Origin of the sequence: Serratia ureilytica (assembly GCF_013375155.1) — a bacterium.
GTDB classification, from domain to species: Bacteria; Pseudomonadota; Gammaproteobacteria; order Enterobacterales; family Enterobacteriaceae; genus Serratia; species Serratia ureilytica.
On record NZ_JABXOF010000006.1, the window covers coordinates 258,491 to 275,017 of the forward strand.

Sequence of the window (16,527 nt, forward strand, 5' to 3'; positions counted from 1 at the left end):
CGTCCTGAAACGTCAGGCGATCCCGACCGGGAAGGCTAATACGTCGCTCAGGCTCTCGGCGCCCAGCGCCAGCATCACCAGACGATCCACGCCCAGCGCCACGCCGGAACACTCCGGCATGCCGTGCTGCAACGCCGCCAACAGGTTGTAGTCGATCGGTTGCTGCGGCAGGCCGCGCTCCGCGCGTTTGCGGTTGTCCTGCTCGAAGCGCTGCTGTTGTTCACGGCCGTCGGTCAGCTCGCGGAAACCGTTCGCCAGCTCGATACCCTTGAAGTACACCTCGAAACGCTCCGCCACGCGGTGGTCTTCGGTGCTGATCTCCGCCAACGCCGCCTGGCTGGCCGGGAAGTGGTACACGAACGCCGGTTTTTCACGGCCGATATGCGGTTCCACGCCCACGGTGAACAGCAGCTGCAGCAGCGTATCGCGATCTTCTTCGGTATCGGCGATGTTGCTCAGATCGAGTTTGGCCGCCGCTTCGCGCAGCTGCGCCTTCTCCGCCGACAGCGGATCGATGTCCAGATGGCGCAGGAACGCCTGCTGATAGGACAGGGTCTCCGCGCTCTCGCAGTCCAGCACCTGTTGCAGCAGATCGTCCACCTCATTCATCAGGCGGTACATGTCGTAGTGCGGACGGTACCACTCCAGCATGGTGAATTCCGGGTTGTGATGCCGCCCGGCTTCTTCATTGCGGAAGCTGCGCCCCATTTGGTAGATCGGGCCGCTGCCCGCCGCCAACAGGCGCTTCATGTGATATTCCGGGCTGGTCATCATGTATAGCGTCAGGCCCTCTGCCGCTCCCGGCCCGACGAAACGCGTCTCGAACGGGAACAGGTGAACGTCGGTGACCGTCGCCTGGCTCATGGTGGGCGTCTCAACTTCCAGCACGCCACGATCGGCGAAGAAACGCCGGATCTCAGCCAGAATCGCTGCGCGTTTCAACAAATTGGCGATGGGTGCACTAGGCTGCCAGCTTGCCGTTTCGCTCATGGTAATTAACTCCGAAATCAAACAGGGGATGCAGTCTACTCGCATCCTTGCAGCCAAACAAATTCTTCACGATGCGCAACCGGCGATAACGCCAATTTCCGATAAAAGGGCGGCAAAAGCGCGTTAAAAAGGGTAAAGCCGGCCGAACGCGCAAAAAAACAGACAAGCCTGCCGGGCAAGCGTTAATCGACAAAACAATCGATCACATCAAATTTCGACTACTTAACTTTAGGTATAGTTAATTCCCCATTATTGGTGGGAGATATCTATCCTTAACCTTTAAGCAACATTAATCGGTTCAATTAGTTAGCACCCGAAGAGTTCGCTAAATTTTAAGCATAGATATTTAACTTGCCGTTCTTAACAAGAACATTGGAGGAATGCAGTGCAAACCTTTAACGCCGATCTTGCCATTATTGGGGCCGGGGGCGCTGGTTTACGTGCAGCAATAGCCGCAGCGGAAGCCAATCCCCAACTGAAAATCGCGCTGATCTCTAAGGTCTACCCGATGCGCAGCCACACGGTCGCCGCCGAGGGGGGCTCCGCCGCCGTCACCCAGGATCACGATACCTTCGACTATCACTTCCACGACACCGTCGCCGGCGGCGACTGGCTGTGCGAGCAGGACGTGGTCGATCACTTCGTGCATCAGTGCCCGCGCGAGATGACCCAGCTTGAGCAGTGGGGCTGCCCGTGGAGCCGTAAACCGGACGGTTCGGTCAACGTGCGGCGCTTCGGTGGCATGAAGATCGAACGCACCTGGTTCGCCGCCGACAAGACCGGCTTCCACATGCTGCACACCCTGTTCCAGACCTCGCTGAAATACCCGCAAATCCAACGCTTCGACGAGCACTTCGTGCTGGATATCCTGGTGGATGACGGCCAGGCGCGCGGCCTGGTGGCGCTCAACATGATGGAAGGCACCCGCGTGCAGATCCGCGCCAACGCGGTGGTGATGGCCACCGGCGGCGCCGGGCGCGTTTACCGCTACAATACCAACGGCGGCATTGTGACCGGGGATGGCATGGGCATGGCGTTCCACCACGGCGTACCGCTGCGCGACATGGAGTTCGTGCAGTATCACCCGACCGGCCTGCCCGGTTCCGGCATCCTGATGACCGAGGGCTGCCGCGGCGAAGGCGGCATCCTGGTGAACAAGGATGGCTACCGCTACCTGCAAGACTACGGCATGGGCCCGGAAACCCCACTGGGCGAACCGAAGAACAAATACATGGAGCTGGGCCCACGCGACAAAGTGTCCCAGGCCTTCTGGCACGAATGGCGCGCCGGCCGCACCATCGCCACCCCACGCGGCGACGTGGTCTACCTCGATCTGCGCCATCTGGGCGAGAAAAAGCTGCTGGAGCGGCTGCCGTTCATCTGCGAACTGGCCAAGGCCTACGTCGGCGTCGATCCGGTGAAAGATCCGATCCCGGTGCGCCCTACCGCGCACTACACCATGGGCGGCATTGAAACCGACCAGAACTGCGAAACCCGCATCAAAGGGCTGTTCGCAGTCGGCGAATGTTCCTCCGTCGGCCTGCACGGCGCCAACCGTCTCGGCTCCAACTCGCTGGCGGAACTGGTGGTATTCGGCCGCGTCGCCGGTGAACACGCCGCGCGCCGCGCGCTGGAAACCGCGCCGGCCAACGGCAGCGCGCTGGATGCGCAAACCCGCGACGTCGAAACCCGCCTGGGCAACCTGATGAAGCAGGAAGGCAACGAAAACTGGGCGAAGATCCGCGACGAAATGGGGCTGTCGATGGAAGAAGGCTGCGGCATCTACCGCACGCCGGAGCTGATGCAAAAAACCATCGATAAGCTGGCCGAGCTGAAAGAACGTTTCAAGCGCGTCAAAATCACCGACAACACCAGCGTGTTCAATACCGATCTGCTGTACACCATCGAGCTGGGTTATGGTCTGGACGTCGCTGAATGCATGGCGCACTCCGCATTTAACCGCAAAGAGTCGCGCGGCGCCCACCAGCGCCTGGACGAAGGCTGCACCGAGCGTGACGACGTCAACTTCCTCAAGCATACGCTGGCATTCCACAATCCGCAGGGCGCGCCGCGTCTTGAATACAGCGACGTGAAAATCACCAAGCTGCCGCCGGCCAAACGCGTCTACGGCGCAGAAGCCGAAGCGCAGGAGAAAAAGAATAAGGAGCAGGCAAATGGCTGAGATGCAAACCCTGAAGATCGAAGTCATGCGCTATAACCCGGAAAGCGACGCCGAGCCGCATTTCGTCACTTACGCCGTGCCTTACGACGAACAGACCTCGTTGCTCGATGCGCTGGGCTACATCAAGGATAACCTGGCGCCGGACCTCTCCTACCGCTGGTCTTGCCGCATGGCGATCTGCGGCTCCTGCGGCATGATGGTCAACCGCGTGCCGAAGCTGGCGTGCAAAACCTTCCTGCGCGACTACGTCGGCGGCATGAAGGTCGAAGCGCTGGGCAACTTCCCGATCGAGCGCGATCTGGTGGTCGACATGACCCACTTCATCGAAAGCCTGGAGGCGATCAAACCGTACATCATCGGCAACGATCGCAAACCGGAGGATGGCCCGAACGTGCAGACTCCCGCGCAGATGGCCAAATACCACCAGTTCTCCGGCTGCATCAACTGCGGCCTGTGCTATGCGGCGTGCCCGCAGTTCGGCCTCAACCCCGAGTTTATCGGCCCGGCGGCGATCACGCTGGCGCACCGCTATAACCTGGACAACCGCGACCACGGCAAGAAACAGCGCATGCCGCAGCTCAACGGCCAAAACGGCGTCTGGAGCTGCACCTTCGTCGGCTATTGCTCCGAAGTCTGTCCGAAACACGTCGATCCCGCCGCCGCTATCCAGCAAGGCAAGGTGGAGAGCGCCAAAGACTTCATGATCGCCATGTTGAAGCCGCAATAAGGGAGAAAATTGCCATGACAACTCAACGTAAGCCCTATGTGCGCACCATGACGCCCACCTGGTGGCAAAAGCTCGGCTTCTACCGTTTCTACATGCTGCGCGAAGGCACCTCGGTGCTGGCGGTCTGGTTCAGCATCGTGCTGCTCTACGGCGTGTTCGCGCTGAAGGGCGGCGCCGAGAGCTGGGCCGGCTTCGTCGGTTTCTTGCAGAATCCGCTGGTGCTGTTAATCAACGTCGTCGCATTGCTGGCGGCGGCGCTGCACACCAAAACCTGGTTCGATCTGGCGCCGAAGGCCGCCAATATCGTGGTCAACAGCGAGAAAATGGGACCGGGCCCCATCGTGAAAGGGCTGTGGGCCGTCACGATCGTCGTCAGCGTGGTCATCCTGGCCGTGGCCCTGTTCTAATCCGGAGGAAACATGATAAATCAAGCACCTAAACGCTCCGACGAGCCGGTTTTCTGGGGATTGTTCGGCGCCGGCGGCATGTGGGGCGCGATCGTCGCGCCGGCTATCGTACTGCTGGTCGGCATTCTGCTGCCGCTGGGGCTGTTCCCCGGTGAAGCGCTGGGTTACGAGCGCGTGCTGGCGTTCTGCCAGAGCCTGATCGGCCGCCTGTTCCTGCTGCTGATGATCATTCTGCCGCTGTGGTGCGGCCTGCACCGCATCCACCATGCGATGCACGATCTGAAGATCCACGTGCCGGCCGGCAAGTGGGTGTTCTACGGTCTGGCGGCAATCCTCAGCGTCGTCACCGTCATCGGCGTCGTCACTCTGTAAACCGCTCGGGTGGCCAACGCCCGTTGGCCGCCCTTTTCTCATCGGCTACACTGTCTACTCGCCCCCGGTAAACAGGAGTCACCGATGCGTTTATGGTCAAAGCTTTGCGTCATGCTTTCCGCCCTGCTCTCCGTCGCCTGCAGCGTCTCCCCGCCTAAAGACATCAAGGTCGTGAACAATTTCGACAGCCAGCGCTATCTCGGCACCTGGTATGAGATCGCACGTCTGGATCATCGTTTTGAACGCGGTTTGCAGCAGGTGACCGCCCATTACAGCCCGCGCGCCGACGGCGGACTGAACGTCATCAATCGCGGCTTCAATCCGCAGAAACAGCAATGGCAAGAAAGCGAAGGCAAAGCCTACTTTATCGGTTCACCGCAGGTCGCGGCGCTGAAAGTGTCGTTCTTCGGCCCTTTCTATGGCGGCTACAACGTGATTGCCCTGGATCCGGCGTATGGCTACGCGCTGGTTTGCGGCCCGAACCGCGACTATCTGTGGATCCTGTCGCGCACGCCGACGCTTGACGCCGCCGTGCGCGACCGTTTATTGCAGACAGCCAAAGGCTACGGTTTCGCCACCGACAAGCTGATCTGGGTGCAGCAGTCCGCCGATCAGTGACTGCTGAACTTCAGCCCGAGTATGCCGACCACGATCAGGCACAGGCTGATGATGCGCGCGATATTGGTCGATTCGCCCAACAGCACCATGCCCATGATGGCCGCACCCACCGCGCCGATGCCGGTCCACACCGCGTAGGCGGTGCCGGCGGGCAGCGTTTTCATGGCGTTGGCCAACAGCAACATGCTGACCACCATCGCGGCGATGGTGATGATGCTCGGCGTCAGCCGGGTAAAACCGTGGGTGTATTTCAGACCGATAGCCCAAACCACTTCGAGCAAACCGGCGATAAGCAGAATAATCCAGGCCATGAGACGGCCTCCCTACCACTGGGGTCGTCCCCGATAAAATGACGCGTAAACGGGTCGTCCCGTTTAGCGAGGTGATGCATGACGGGTAACCTCACCCGCACTGCGGCAGGATAGCAGCAGCGTTAACGCTCAGGCAAGGGATAGAAATGTGGCGGCTCTCCGCAGCCGGAACGCCGCCGGGTGGAATGCGGATTATTCCGCGCTGCGCTGAATAGCCTTGCCGCCGGCCTGAATGTCTTCACCCACACCGCGGGTGGTATTGCAGGCGGTCAGCGAGCTCAAAATCATCAAAGAGAAGATCGCGATAATACTTTTCTTCAGCATAAGAAAGTCCTTATTTGTCGTTGATGAAAAAGTACGGCTTTCTAAGCGTAGTCAAAATTGACGGAGGGTGTAGGATCGTGACCGGCTTTGTGGCGCAAATACATCGGGTTAAAGGCGGGATCAGCTGGCCGTGCGGGAGATGGCGCCGCCGAGATGCTGAACGTCTTCGCCGAAACCGCGAAACGTATTGCAACTGCTGAGGGAGAAAAGGAACAACAGGGAGAGCACGGCCAACAGCGTTTTCTTGAACATGCGGATTTTCTGCCAACGAACGGGGATGGGATAAAACAGAGGAACCGCGGGGGTTCCTCTGTTTTGAAACTTACTTGACGCGAGAGACGTATTCGCCAGAGCGAGTGTCAACCTTGATCACTTCGCCGATCTGGACGAACAACGGCACTTTTACCACGGCGCCGGTGCTCAGGGTAGCCGGCTTGCCGCCAGTCCCTGCGGTATCGCCTTTCAGGCCAGGATCGGTATCGGTGATTTCCGCTTCGATGAAGTTCGGCGGCTGAACGGCGATTGGACGGCCATCCCACAGGGTGATGATGCACTCTGCGTTATCCTGCAGCCATTTGGCCGCGTCGCCGACGGTTTTGCCGTCAACCTGATGCTGTTCGAAAGACTCAGGGTGCATGAAGTGGTAGAACTCACCGTCGCTGTACAGGTAGTTCATGTTGGTGTCCATCACGTCTGCGCCTTCGCAAGAATCGGTAGACTTGAAGGTTTTTTCCACGCGGGTGCCGGTCAGCAGACGGCGCATTTTCACGCGCGCGAACGCCTGGCCTTTGCCCGGCTTAACGAACTCACTGGCTTCGACGGCGTAAGGTTCGCCCTCGAACATGATTTTAAGACCCGGACGGAAATCGTTGCTAGAATAAGTCGCCATGATGGCCCTCTGAATATTTGAACTGGTAGCTTAGCCAAAAAAATGGCACACATTATAACCCAAAGTACGGCACATAGAGAAGATTGGTTGCATCAACTCGCCGATGTTATTACCGATCCCGATGAATTACTGCAGCTTTTGTCACTGAATACGCACCCGGAACTGCCGCGGGGGCGCGATGCCCGTCGGCTGTTTGCCCTGCGCGTGCCGCGCGCCTTCGCTGCGCGCATGCGCCCCGGCGATGCCAACGACCCGCTGCTGCGCCAGGTGCTGACCGCCAGAGAGGAGTTCATCAACGCCCCAGGGTTCACCACCGATCCGCTGGATGAACAGCGCAGCGTGGTGCCGGGCCTGCTGCACAAATACCGCAATCGCGCGCTGCTGCTGGTCAAAGGCGGCTGTGCGGTCAACTGCCGTTACTGTTTCCGCCGTCACTTCCCCTATCAGGATAATCAGGGCAACAAGAACAACTGGCGGCAGGCGCTGGATTATATCCGCCAACACCCGGAACTGGACGAGATCATTTTTTCCGGCGGCGATCCGCTGATGGCCAAAGACAGCGAGCTGGAGTGGCTGGTCGGCGAGCTGGAGGCCATCCCGCACCTGAAACGCCTGCGCATTCACACCCGTCTGCCGGTGGTGATCCCGGCGCGCATTACGCCGGCGCTGTGCCGCCTGCTGTCGGCCTCGCGCCTGCAGGTGCTGATGGTCACGCACATCAACCACGCCAACGAAATCGACCGCGAGCTGCAGAGCGCCATGGCCCAGCTGCGCCTCGCCGGCGTCACGCTGCTCAACCAGAGCGTGCTGCTGCGCGACGTCAACGACGATGCCGATACGCTGGCGGCGCTCAGCAACGCGCTGTTCGACGCCGGCATCCTGCCCTATTACATCCACGTGCTGGACAAGGTGCAGGGCGCGGCGCATTTCATGGTCAGCGACGATGAAGCGCGCGTCATCATGCAGGCGCTGCTGAGCAAGGTGTCCGGTTATCTGGTGCCGCGCCTGACGCGTGAAGTGGGCGGCGAACCGAGCAAAACGCCGATCGACCTGCGCCTGATGCAGGAGTGACGCGCGCGCCACAGGGCTCGACGAAACGAAAAGAGGAATGCCGTGGCATTCCTCTTTTTTTATCTCTTCGCGGCGTTAGGCCTCAGCGCCTTACGGGCACTTGTAAACCTGGCCGACCATTTTGCTGTCCAGCGGCGCGAAGCTGGAGAGCAGGTTCTGGCTTGGGCTGTTGGCGCCGTAAATGACGTTGCCGCCCATCGCCGCTGCCTTGTTGCGCAGATCGTTGGCCGCACCGCGCATGGAGCTGCCTTCACCGCCGTTGCCGGACAGCCAGTTGCTCTGGGTGCCGGTCACTTCCCCCAGCAGCTGGCATTCCGCCGCCGGCTTGCTGTCGGTGAACTTGATCTGCTGACCCGCAGCGGTCAGTTCATGAGTGGTGCTGCAACCCGCCAGCAGCATCGCTGCCGAAAGACCCAGTAAGGCTTTAATCCGCATCTTGTTCCCCATTCGATGTTGAGAATTACGCAAAATCTTCTACCCGTCGCCTTTCAAGCTGTAGCGTTGTTGACTGCACTCGCTCACCCCAGTTACTTACTCAAGTAAGCGCCTGGGGACTCACGAGCTGGCCGCCTAGCTACAACTTGAAATTCATAGGGTATATCAGAAAGCGATGCCATCTCTTAAGCATCCGTTGCCACGCGAGCGGGCCAACGTCTTGAGCGACAGCTGATGACTTACCAGTTTACCAGCTAAATCGCCCCGGGCGGCAAAAATATCATCAAATACAGTGCGGCGGCGTTATACCCAACCGGCAACGACCGCCGATGCCTGCGCCAGCTCTTCGCCCTGACGCGGTTCCCCCTCCGCCAGTTTGAATACCGCCACCGCCTGCGCCAGCAGGGCCGCCTGTTCCTCCACGCCGACGGCGGTGGTCGCCACCTCCTCCACTAGGGCGGCATTCTGCTGGGTCACCTGATCCATCTGGGTCACCGCTACCCCGACCTGCTCGACGCCTTTGCTTTGCTCTTCCGACGCATAGGAGATGTTATCCATCAGCGACGTCACCTGGTTCACCGAGCCGACGATGGCATTCATCGTCTCGCCCGCCTGTTCCACCAGCCGCACGCCGGCGGCGATATCGCCGGTTACGCCGTCGACCAGACCGCTGATCTCCTTGGCCGAAGTCGCGCAGCGCTGCGCCAGATTGCGCACTTCGCCGGCTACCACCGCAAAACCCCGCCCCTGCTCCCCAGCACGCGCGGCCTCGACGGCGGCGTTCAGCGCCAGAATGTTGGTCTGGAAGGCGATGCCGTCGATCACGCTGGTGATATCCCCCACCTGACGCGCGCTGTCGTTGATCGCCCGCATCTTGTCGACCGCGCTGGCCATCAGCGTTTCGCCGTTGCGGGCAATGGCGGCGGTCTGATTGACCATGCCGGCGGCCTGAGTGGCGTTATCGGCGTTTTGCCGCACCGTGGCGGTAATCTGCTCCATGCTGGCGGCGGTTTCCGTCAGCGCGCTGGCTTGTTCTTCGGTGCGGCTGGAGAGATCGGCGTTGCCGACGGCGATCTCGTGCGTACCGTGGTTGATCGACTCCACACCGTCACGCACCTGCTGCACGGTGGCACTCAGCTCCTGCTGCATCGCGCGTAGGCTGGCGAACAGCATGCCGATCTCATTGTTGTTGCGTACCGCGATCTCGCTGCGTAGATCGCCGCGCCCAACCTTTTGCAAGTGTTCGGCGATCTGGCGCAGCGGCAGAATCAAGCGCCGGCGGAAATCACGCTGCACGGCGACCAGCAGCAACAGGATCACCGCCAGGGTGCCGCTCAGCAGACGGGCGAAGACTTTTTGGGTCTGCTCCGCCTCTTCCACTGCCAGACGGTGGGCGGCCACCGTGGCCCGCATGTAGTCGGCAAACTGGTTATCCAGCCGCTGGCGCACCTGGCGCTTCTCTGCCGCCATGGCGTGCAGCCGCTCGATCAGCGCCGCCTGCGGCGTGTCGGCCAACAGCGTCAGTTCTTGCTTCAGCACCGCCTGCTGCGCCAGATAGACCTTTTTCATCGCCTCGCCCAGATCCGGGCGCGATACCGTCAGGCCCGGCGTCTCCCAAAACAGATTGAAAGCGACGTCGGCGCTGCGCAGCTCAACGCGCGCCTCATCGATACCCTGTTGAATATCGGCTCTGCTGGTCTGCGCCCAGCGCTCGAACGCCATGTTGTCGATCAGCGTCTGCGTTTGCAGCAAAGCACGCCAACTGCGGTTCAGCGCCGCTTCCTCGTCGGAGAAGGTGCTCATCCTGTCGATGCTGTGGCCGTTTTGCTGCATGAAATAGAAGGCGATGGCGCCGGTTCCCATGGGCATCAAGCCCAGCAGCAACAGCATTAACATCAGCCAGGTGGCTATTTTCATATTTTTCAGCATAAGTCGTCTCCGTTGACAGTCACACCGGCGAGGGGAAATTCCCCGCTCGGTAAGGGCTATATCGGTACGAAACGACAACGGTTTAGGGTAAAAGAAAAATAATGCAATAATTCATTCAGTGAACTAATAACAAGCTAAATAAACATTCTTTTTATTGATTTTTAAGCTAAAAAAAAACCCCGGTCATTTGACCGGGGCCTTCAGCACACAAGCGTGTGGGGGATGATTACATCATGCCGCCCATACCGCCCATGCCACCCATGCCGCCTGCTGCGCCCAGATCCGGTGCGTCAGCCTTCGGCAGGTCGGTGACCATGCATTCGGTGGTGATCATCAGGCCAGCCACGGAAGCCGCGTACTGCAGAGCAGAACGGGTCACTTTGGTTGGATCCAGGATACCCATCGCGATCATGTCGCCGTATTCTTCAGAGTAAGCGTTGTAGCCGTAGCTGCCTTCGCCCGCTTTCACCTGGTTGGCGATAACGGAAGCTTCTTCACCGGCGTTGACCACGATCTGACGCAGAGGGGCTTCCATTGCGCGCAGCGCAACTTTGATACCCACGTTCTGGTCTTCGTTGTCGCCTTTCAGCGCGGCGATTTTGCCTGCAACGCGGATCAGCGCTACGCCGCCGCCGGCAACCACGCCTTCTTCCACTGCGGCGCGGGTCGCGTGCAGGGCGTCTTCAACGCGGGCTTTCTTCTCTTTCATTTCAACTTCAGTGGCTGCGCCAACCTTGATAACGGCAACGCCGCCGGCCAGTTTCGCTACGCGCTCCTGCAGTTTTTCACGATCGTAGTCAGAGGTCGCTTCTTCGATCTGCTGACGAATTTGAGCAACGCGGCCCTGGATGGTCGCTTCGTCGCCCACGCCATCGATGATGATGGTGGTGTCTTTGTTGATGACAACGCGTTTCGCCTGACCCAGGTCTTCCAGGGTGGCTTTTTCCAGCTCCAGACCGATCTCTTCAGAGATAACGGTACCGGCAGTCAGGGTAGCGATGTCCTGCAGCATGGCTTTACGACGGTCGCCGAAGCCAGGCGCCTTAACGGCAGCCACTTTCACGATGCCGCGCATGGTGTTGACCACCAGGGTCGCCAGCGCTTCACCTTCAACGTCTTCAGCGATGATCAGCAGCGGTTTGCCTGCTTTGGCAACGGCTTCCAGCACCGGCAGCATTTCGCGGATGTTGGAGATCTTCTTGTCAGCCAGCAGGATGAACGGGCTTTCCAGCTCAACAGAACCGGTTTCCGGCTTGTTGATGAAGTATGGGGACAGGTAACCGCGGTCGAACTGCATACCTTCAACCACGTCCAGCTCGTCTTGCAGGCCGGTGCCTTCTTCAACGGTGATAACGCCTTCTTTGCCCACTTTCTCCATCGCTTCCGCGATCAGTTTACCCACGGTTTCGTCGGAGTTGGCGGAGATGGTGCCGACCTGAGCGATAGCTTTGGAATCGGAGCAAGGTACGGACAGTTTTTTCAGTTCTTCAACCGCAGCGACAACCGCTTTGTCGATGCCGCGCTTCAGGTCCATCGGGTTCATGCCTGCAGCAACCGCTTTCAGGCCTTCGGTGATGATGGATTGAGCCAGTACGGTTGCAGTGGTGGTGCCGTCGCCCGCCGCGTCGTTCGCTTTGGAGGCCACTTCTTTCACCATCTGTGCGCCCATGTTCTCGAACTTGTCTTCCAGTTCGATTTCACGCGCAACGGAAACGCCGTCTTTGGTGATGGTCGGTGCGCCGAAAGATTTATCCAGCACTACGTTGCGGCCTTTCGGGCCCAGGGTCACTTTTACTGCATCAGCGAGAACATTCACGCCGCGGAGCATTTTCACGCGAGCGTCATTGCCGAATTTTACGTCTTTAGCTGCCATTGGTATTTCCCTTCAACTCGTTCAGTTCAGAAGATAAAGCGCAATTACGCTTCAACAATTGCCAGAATGTCGCTTTCGGACATGATCAACACTTCTTCATTGTCGATCTTCTCTGCTTTCACGCCGTAGCCGTCGTTGAAAATCACGATATCGCCAACTTTCACATCCAGCGGTTGGATGTTGCCGTTTTCCAGCACACGCCCTTTACCCACTGCAACCACTTCACCGCGAGTGGATTTACCCGCAGCAGAGCCAGTCAGGACGATGCCGCCAGCAGATTTTGATTCAACTTCTTTGCGCTTGACGATAACGCGGTCATGCAATGGACGAATACTCATTGAACGCTCTCCTGTAAGAAGGTCTCTATCAGATTTAGGGTTGTACACCGGATGGTTGTTATTACCGGCCTCGTGGCATTTGAGATGGGGGCGTTCCAGCCCCCTTCAAGGGGGCGAACAAAAAAAATTTCGCATTTTTGGTCCGACGAGTGCCGCAGAGATGAAAAACGCGGCCAGAGCCGCGTTTGCTTAACGATCGTGAGGTTTGCGATCCTCGTCCGAGCGGTGTTCCAGCACCGGGCGTTCGTCGTCCTTGCGCTGGAATTCGCCGTCGAAGGTATTGCCGTTGGCGGCGTCGCCGCCCGTCCAACCGCCGGGGCGATACACCGACAGGTGCGGCATCAGTTTCAGCGTCAGCGATTTTTGCACCGGCGGCAGCAGCAGCAACAGGCCGAGGAAATCGGTGAAGAAACCCGGTATCAGCAGCAGGAAGCCCGCCAGCACCAGCGAAACGCTTTTCACCATTTCCGCCGCCGGGCTTTCGCCGGCCGCCAGTTTTTGCTGCATCTGCACGAAGGTTTTCATGCCCTGATTGCGCACCAGCGAAATGCCGACGCAGGAGCTGAACACCACCAGCAGCAGGGTGACAGCCACGCCGAGCACGGCGGCGACTTTGATAAAGATGGATATTTCTATGTAAGCCAGCAGAAATATCAGCAGTAGCGGTAACCAGCGCACCTGGTTCTCCTATCGGTAGGTAAGGCACGGCCGCCACGGGGCGACGGCGCGAAAAAAGAGGCCGTAAACGGCCGACACTATTACAATGAGGGCATCCCCCCACCATTTCAACCGAGAGCCGGTTTTTATTGCTAAAGTTCACAAACGTGAAAGAAGTCACAGAACCGAAAAAGGGCATATCCTTAAACACCATAAGGTGATCTGGATTCAGTCATTTCTTACCAACCAGCATATGATCTGGGCAGCTACGGGCGATTTGGTTAATCGTTTCACGCCCCAAGCCTTCGGCAATATTAATTTAGGCTGTGCCCTTACTAGCCTTGACCTGACAAATTATTAATTCGGCAGCAACACATAGAGAAGGTTCTCATGTCAAACAACATTCGTATCGAAGAAGACCTGTTAGGAACACGTGAAGTCCCCGCAGACGCTTACTACGGAGTTCACACTCTGCGTGCGATTGAAAACTTCTACATCAGCAACAGCAAAATCAGCGATGTCCCCGAGTTCGTTCGCGGCATGGTGATGGTGAAAAAGGCCGCGGCGATGGCCAACAAAGAACTCAAAACCATCCCGCGCAAAATCGCCGACGTGATCATCCAGGCCTGCGACGAGGTGCTGGATAAAGGCAAGTGCATGGATCAGTTCCCGGTGGACGTATTCCAGGGCGGCGCGGGCACCTCGCTGAACATGAACACCAACGAAGTGCTGGCGAACATCGGCCTGGAGCTGATGGGCCATCAAAAAGGCGAATACCAGTACCTGAACCCGAACGATCACCTCAATAAATGCCAGTCCACCAACGACGCCTACCCGACTGGGTTCCGCATCGCGGTGTACGCCTCCAACCAGAAACTGATCGACGCCATCAACCAGCTGCGCGAAGGCTTCGATCGCAAGGCGAAAGAGTTCGAAACCATCCTGAAAATGGGCCGCACCCAGCTGCAGGACGCGGTGCCGATGACCCTCGGCCAAGAATTCCACGCCTTCAGCGTGCTGCTGAACGAAGAGACCCGCAACCTGCACCGCACCGCGGAGCTGCTGCTGGAAGTGAACCTCGGCGCCACCGCCATCGGCACCGCGCTCAACACCCCGGAAGGCTACCAGCCGCTGGCGGTGCAAAAACTGGCGGAAGTCAGCGGCCTGCCGGTGGTGCCGGCGGAAGACCTGATCGAAGCCACCTCCGACTGCGGCGCCTACGTGATGGTGCACAGCGCGCTCAAACGCCTGGCGGTGAAACTGTCCAAAATCTGTAATGACCTGCGCCTGCTCTCCTCCGGCCCGCGCGCCGGCCTGAACGAAATCAACCTGCCGGAGCTGCAGGCGGGATCGTCCATCATGCCGGCCAAAGTGAACCCGGTGGTGCCAGAAGTGGTCAATCAGGTGTGTTTCAAGGTGATTGGCAACGACACTTGCGTTACCATGGCGGCCGAAGCGGGCCAGCTGCAGCTGAACGTGATGGAGCCGGTGATCGGCCAGACGATGTTCGAGTCGATCCACATCCTGACCAACGCCTGCTACAACCTGCTGGAAAAATGCATTAACGGCATCACCGCGAATAAAGAAGTCTGCGAACACTACGTCTTCAACTCGATCGGTATCGTCACCTATCTGAACCCGTTCATCGGCCACCATAACGGTGACATCGTCGGGAAGATCTGCGCCGAAACCGGCAAGAGCGTGCGCGAAGTGGTGCTGGAACGCGGCCTGCTGACCGAAGCCGAGCTGGATGACATCTTCTCCGTGGAGAACCTGATGCACCCGGCCTATAAAGCTAAACGCTATACGGATGAAAATGAACAATAACAGACCTACCCGGTAGCCCTGAAAGGCACGCTAAATCCTCTGGATAGCGTGCCTTTTTACTTTTAGGCGCCCACAAAATTTTAACGTTTTATTTTCAATTTACACCCTAAATCATTGGGACTGCATCAAGGCGGCAAGAGCGCAAGTCCCCAGGAGCTTACTCAAGTAAGTGACTGGGGTGAGCGCTCGCAGCCAACACCGATGCAGTTTCAAGGATGACGGGAAATCTCATTTTAAGGAGTAAACACTATGCTAGCCGTAGAATTGGTTATCGTTCTGCTGGCCATCTTTTTAGGGGCCAGGTTGGGCGGTATCGGTATCGGGTTCGCGGGGGGACTGGGCGTATTGGCGCTGGCGCTGATCGGCGTCAAACCGGGCAACATTCCCTTCGACGTCATCTCCATCATCATGGCGGTGATTGCGGCGATCTCCGCCATGCAGGTCGCCGGGGGGATGGACTACCTGGTGCAACAGACCGAAAAACTGCTGCGCAAGAACCCCAAGCACATCACCATTCTCGCCCCTATCGTCACCTACTTCCTGACCATCTTCGCCGGCACCGGCAACATCTCGCTCTCGGCGCTGCCGGTGATCGCCGAAGTGGCGAAAGAACAGGGCATCAAGCCTTGCCGCCCGCTGTCGACCGCCGTGGTGTCCGCCCAGATCGCCATCACCGCCTCGCCGATCTCAGCCGCGGTGGTGTACATGTCTTCGGTGATGGAAGGCCACGGCGTCAGCTACCTGCACCTGCTGATGGTGGTGATCCCGTCCACCTTCTGCGCGGTGCTGGTGATGTCGCTGCTGGTAACCTGGCTGTTCGACTCCAAACTGTCTAACGATCCGGTGTACCTGAAACGCCTGGAAGAAGGCCTGATCACCCTGCGCGGCAACAACGCGCTGGCGATCAAACCACGCGCCAAAACCTCGGTGCTGCTGTTCCTGCTCGGCGTGCTGTGCGTGGTCGCCTACGCCATCATCAACAGCCCGGGCCTGGGTCTGGTGGCCAAGCCGCTGATGAACACCACCAACGCCATTCTGATCATCATGCTGAGCGTCGCCACGCTGACCACCCTGCTGTGCCGCGTCGACACCGACATGGTGCTGAACTCCAGCACCTTCAAGGCCGGCATGAGCGCCTGTATCTGTATCCTCGGCGTCGCCTGGCTGGGCGATACTTTCGTCCAGGCCAACATCGATTGGATCAAAGAGACGGCCGGCAGCGTCATTCAGGCGCACCCGTGGCTGCTGGCGGTGATCTTCTTCTTCTGCTCGGCGCTGCTGTACTCGCAGGCCGCCACCGCCAAGGCGCTGATGCCGATGGCGCTGGCGCTGAACGTGTCGCCGCTGACCGCCGTCGCCTCCTTCGCCGCCGTTTCCGGCCTGTTCATCCTGCCGACCTACCCGACATTGGTCGCCGCGGTGCAGATGGATGATACCGGCACCACGCGCATCGGCCGCTTCGTGTTCAACCACCCGTTCTTCATTCCCGGCACCATGGGCGTGATTTTCGCGGTGGTATTCGGCTTCCTGCTCGGCAGCGTCATGCTGTAAGGCGTCGACCGGGGCTGCGGCCCCGG

General features: G+C 59.0%; 18 protein-coding genes. 8 read left to right on the forward strand and 10 right to left on the reverse strand.

What is annotated here, in order from left to right; all coding sequences use genetic code 11:
* Positions 1-12 precede the first annotated feature (12 nt).
* Positions 13-990, reverse strand: coding sequence for an elongation factor P--(R)-beta-lysine ligase (epmA, locus tag HWW83_RS13410; protein WP_004929681.1), 978 nt, complete (start codon positions 988-990; stop codon positions 13-15).
* 385 nt (positions 991-1,375) lie between these two features.
* On the opposite strand from epmA, the gene frdA reads away from it, so the two are divergent.
* From frdA to blc, 5 genes are all read left to right on the forward strand, one after another.
* Positions 1,376-3,172 carry a fumarate reductase (quinol) flavoprotein subunit gene (gene frdA / locus HWW83_RS13415; RefSeq protein WP_047573004.1) on the forward strand — a complete coding sequence of 599 codons (1,797 nt, stop codon included), beginning with the start codon at positions 1,376-1,378 and terminating at the stop codon, positions 3,170-3,172.
* Positions 3,165-3,899: a succinate dehydrogenase/fumarate reductase iron-sulfur subunit gene (locus HWW83_RS13420; protein ID WP_033648713.1), complete on the forward strand. Its 735-nt coding sequence runs from the start codon at positions 3,165-3,167 to the stop codon at positions 3,897-3,899. Before frdA ends, HWW83_RS13420 begins: the two co-directional genes overlap by 8 nt.
* A 14-nt stretch (positions 3,900-3,913) precedes the next feature.
* Positions 3,914-4,306 carry a fumarate reductase subunit FrdC gene (frdC, locus tag HWW83_RS13425; protein ID WP_025305010.1) on the forward strand — a complete coding sequence of 131 codons (393 nt, stop codon included), beginning with the start codon at positions 3,914-3,916 and terminating at the stop codon, positions 4,304-4,306.
* Positions 4,307-4,318: 12 nt separating this feature from the next.
* The gene (frdD, locus tag HWW83_RS13430; RefSeq protein WP_004929672.1) at positions 4,319-4,678 is read left to right on the forward strand and encodes a fumarate reductase subunit FrdD; all 360 of its coding nucleotides are present in this window, start codon (positions 4,319-4,321) and stop codon (positions 4,676-4,678) included.
* Positions 4,679-4,762: 84 nt separating this feature from the next.
* Complete coding sequence (gene blc, locus HWW83_RS13435) at positions 4,763-5,296, forward strand: outer membrane lipoprotein Blc (protein WP_101453608.1); 534 nt, start codon at positions 4,763-4,765, stop codon at positions 5,294-5,296.
* Here blc and sugE read toward each other — a convergent pair.
* The 4 genes from sugE to efp form a co-directional block, all read right to left on the reverse strand.
* Complete coding sequence (gene sugE / locus HWW83_RS13440) at positions 5,290-5,607, reverse strand: quaternary ammonium compound efflux SMR transporter SugE (protein ID WP_004929669.1); 318 nt, start codon at positions 5,605-5,607, stop codon at positions 5,290-5,292. The two genes, blc and sugE, sit on opposite strands and share 7 nt — an antisense overlap.
* A 192-nt stretch (positions 5,608-5,799) precedes the next feature.
* The gene (locus HWW83_RS13445) at positions 5,800-5,931 is read right to left on the reverse strand and encodes an entericidin A/B family lipoprotein (protein ID WP_004929668.1); all 132 of its coding nucleotides are present in this window, start codon (positions 5,929-5,931) and stop codon (positions 5,800-5,802) included.
* A 120-nt stretch (positions 5,932-6,051) separates the two neighbouring features.
* Positions 6,052-6,183, reverse strand: a complete 132-nt coding sequence (locus HWW83_RS13450) for an entericidin A/B family lipoprotein (RefSeq protein ID WP_004929667.1) — start codon at positions 6,181-6,183, stop codon at positions 6,052-6,054.
* A gap of 70 nt (positions 6,184-6,253) precedes the next feature.
* Positions 6,254-6,820 (reverse strand): elongation factor P, encoded by a 567-nt coding sequence (gene efp, locus HWW83_RS13455; protein WP_004929666.1) that lies wholly within the window; start codon positions 6,818-6,820, stop codon positions 6,254-6,256.
* A gap of 42 nt (positions 6,821-6,862) precedes the next feature.
* Here efp and epmB point away from each other — a divergent pair, with 42 nt between their 5' ends.
* Positions 6,863-7,891, forward strand: a complete 1,029-nt coding sequence (gene epmB, locus HWW83_RS13460) for an EF-P beta-lysylation protein EpmB (protein ID WP_116286962.1) — start codon at positions 6,863-6,865, stop codon at positions 7,889-7,891.
* Positions 7,892-7,981: 90 nt separating this feature from the next.
* Here the strand turns inward: epmB and HWW83_RS13465 are convergent, their stop codons facing one another.
* From HWW83_RS13465 to HWW83_RS13485, 5 genes are all read right to left on the reverse strand, one after another.
* Entirely contained in the window at positions 7,982-8,326 is a 345-nt protein-coding gene (locus HWW83_RS13465) for a DUF4156 domain-containing protein (protein ID WP_025305007.1), read from the reverse strand.
* Between the two features lie 303 nt (positions 8,327-8,629).
* Positions 8,630-10,255 carry a methyl-accepting chemotaxis protein gene (locus tag HWW83_RS13470; protein ID WP_176589360.1) on the reverse strand — a complete coding sequence of 542 codons (1,626 nt, stop codon included), beginning with the start codon at positions 10,253-10,255 and terminating at the stop codon, positions 8,630-8,632.
* A gap of 226 nt (positions 10,256-10,481) precedes the next feature.
* Complete coding sequence (gene groL, locus HWW83_RS13475) at positions 10,482-12,128, reverse strand: chaperonin GroEL (RefSeq protein WP_004929662.1); 1,647 nt, start codon at positions 12,126-12,128, stop codon at positions 10,482-10,484.
* A gap of 44 nt (positions 12,129-12,172) precedes the next feature.
* On the reverse strand, positions 12,173-12,466 hold the full coding sequence (locus HWW83_RS13480; RefSeq protein WP_004929661.1) for a co-chaperone GroES: 294 nt from the start codon (positions 12,464-12,466) through the stop codon (positions 12,173-12,175).
* Between the two features lie 189 nt (positions 12,467-12,655).
* The gene (locus tag HWW83_RS13485) at positions 12,656-13,144 is read right to left on the reverse strand and encodes an FxsA family protein (protein WP_046688094.1); all 489 of its coding nucleotides are present in this window, start codon (positions 13,142-13,144) and stop codon (positions 12,656-12,658) included.
* A 369-nt stretch (positions 13,145-13,513) separates the two neighbouring features.
* Here HWW83_RS13485 and aspA point away from each other — a divergent pair, with 369 nt between their 5' ends.
* Positions 13,514-14,950: an aspartate ammonia-lyase gene (gene aspA, locus HWW83_RS13490; protein WP_176589361.1), complete on the forward strand. Its 1,437-nt coding sequence runs from the start codon at positions 13,514-13,516 to the stop codon at positions 14,948-14,950.
* A 249-nt stretch (positions 14,951-15,199) separates the two neighbouring features.
* On the forward strand, positions 15,200-16,501 hold the full coding sequence (locus tag HWW83_RS13495) for an anaerobic C4-dicarboxylate transporter (protein WP_046897952.1): 1,302 nt from the start codon (positions 15,200-15,202) through the stop codon (positions 16,499-16,501).
* The last annotated feature ends 26 nt before the right edge of the window (positions 16,502-16,527 follow it).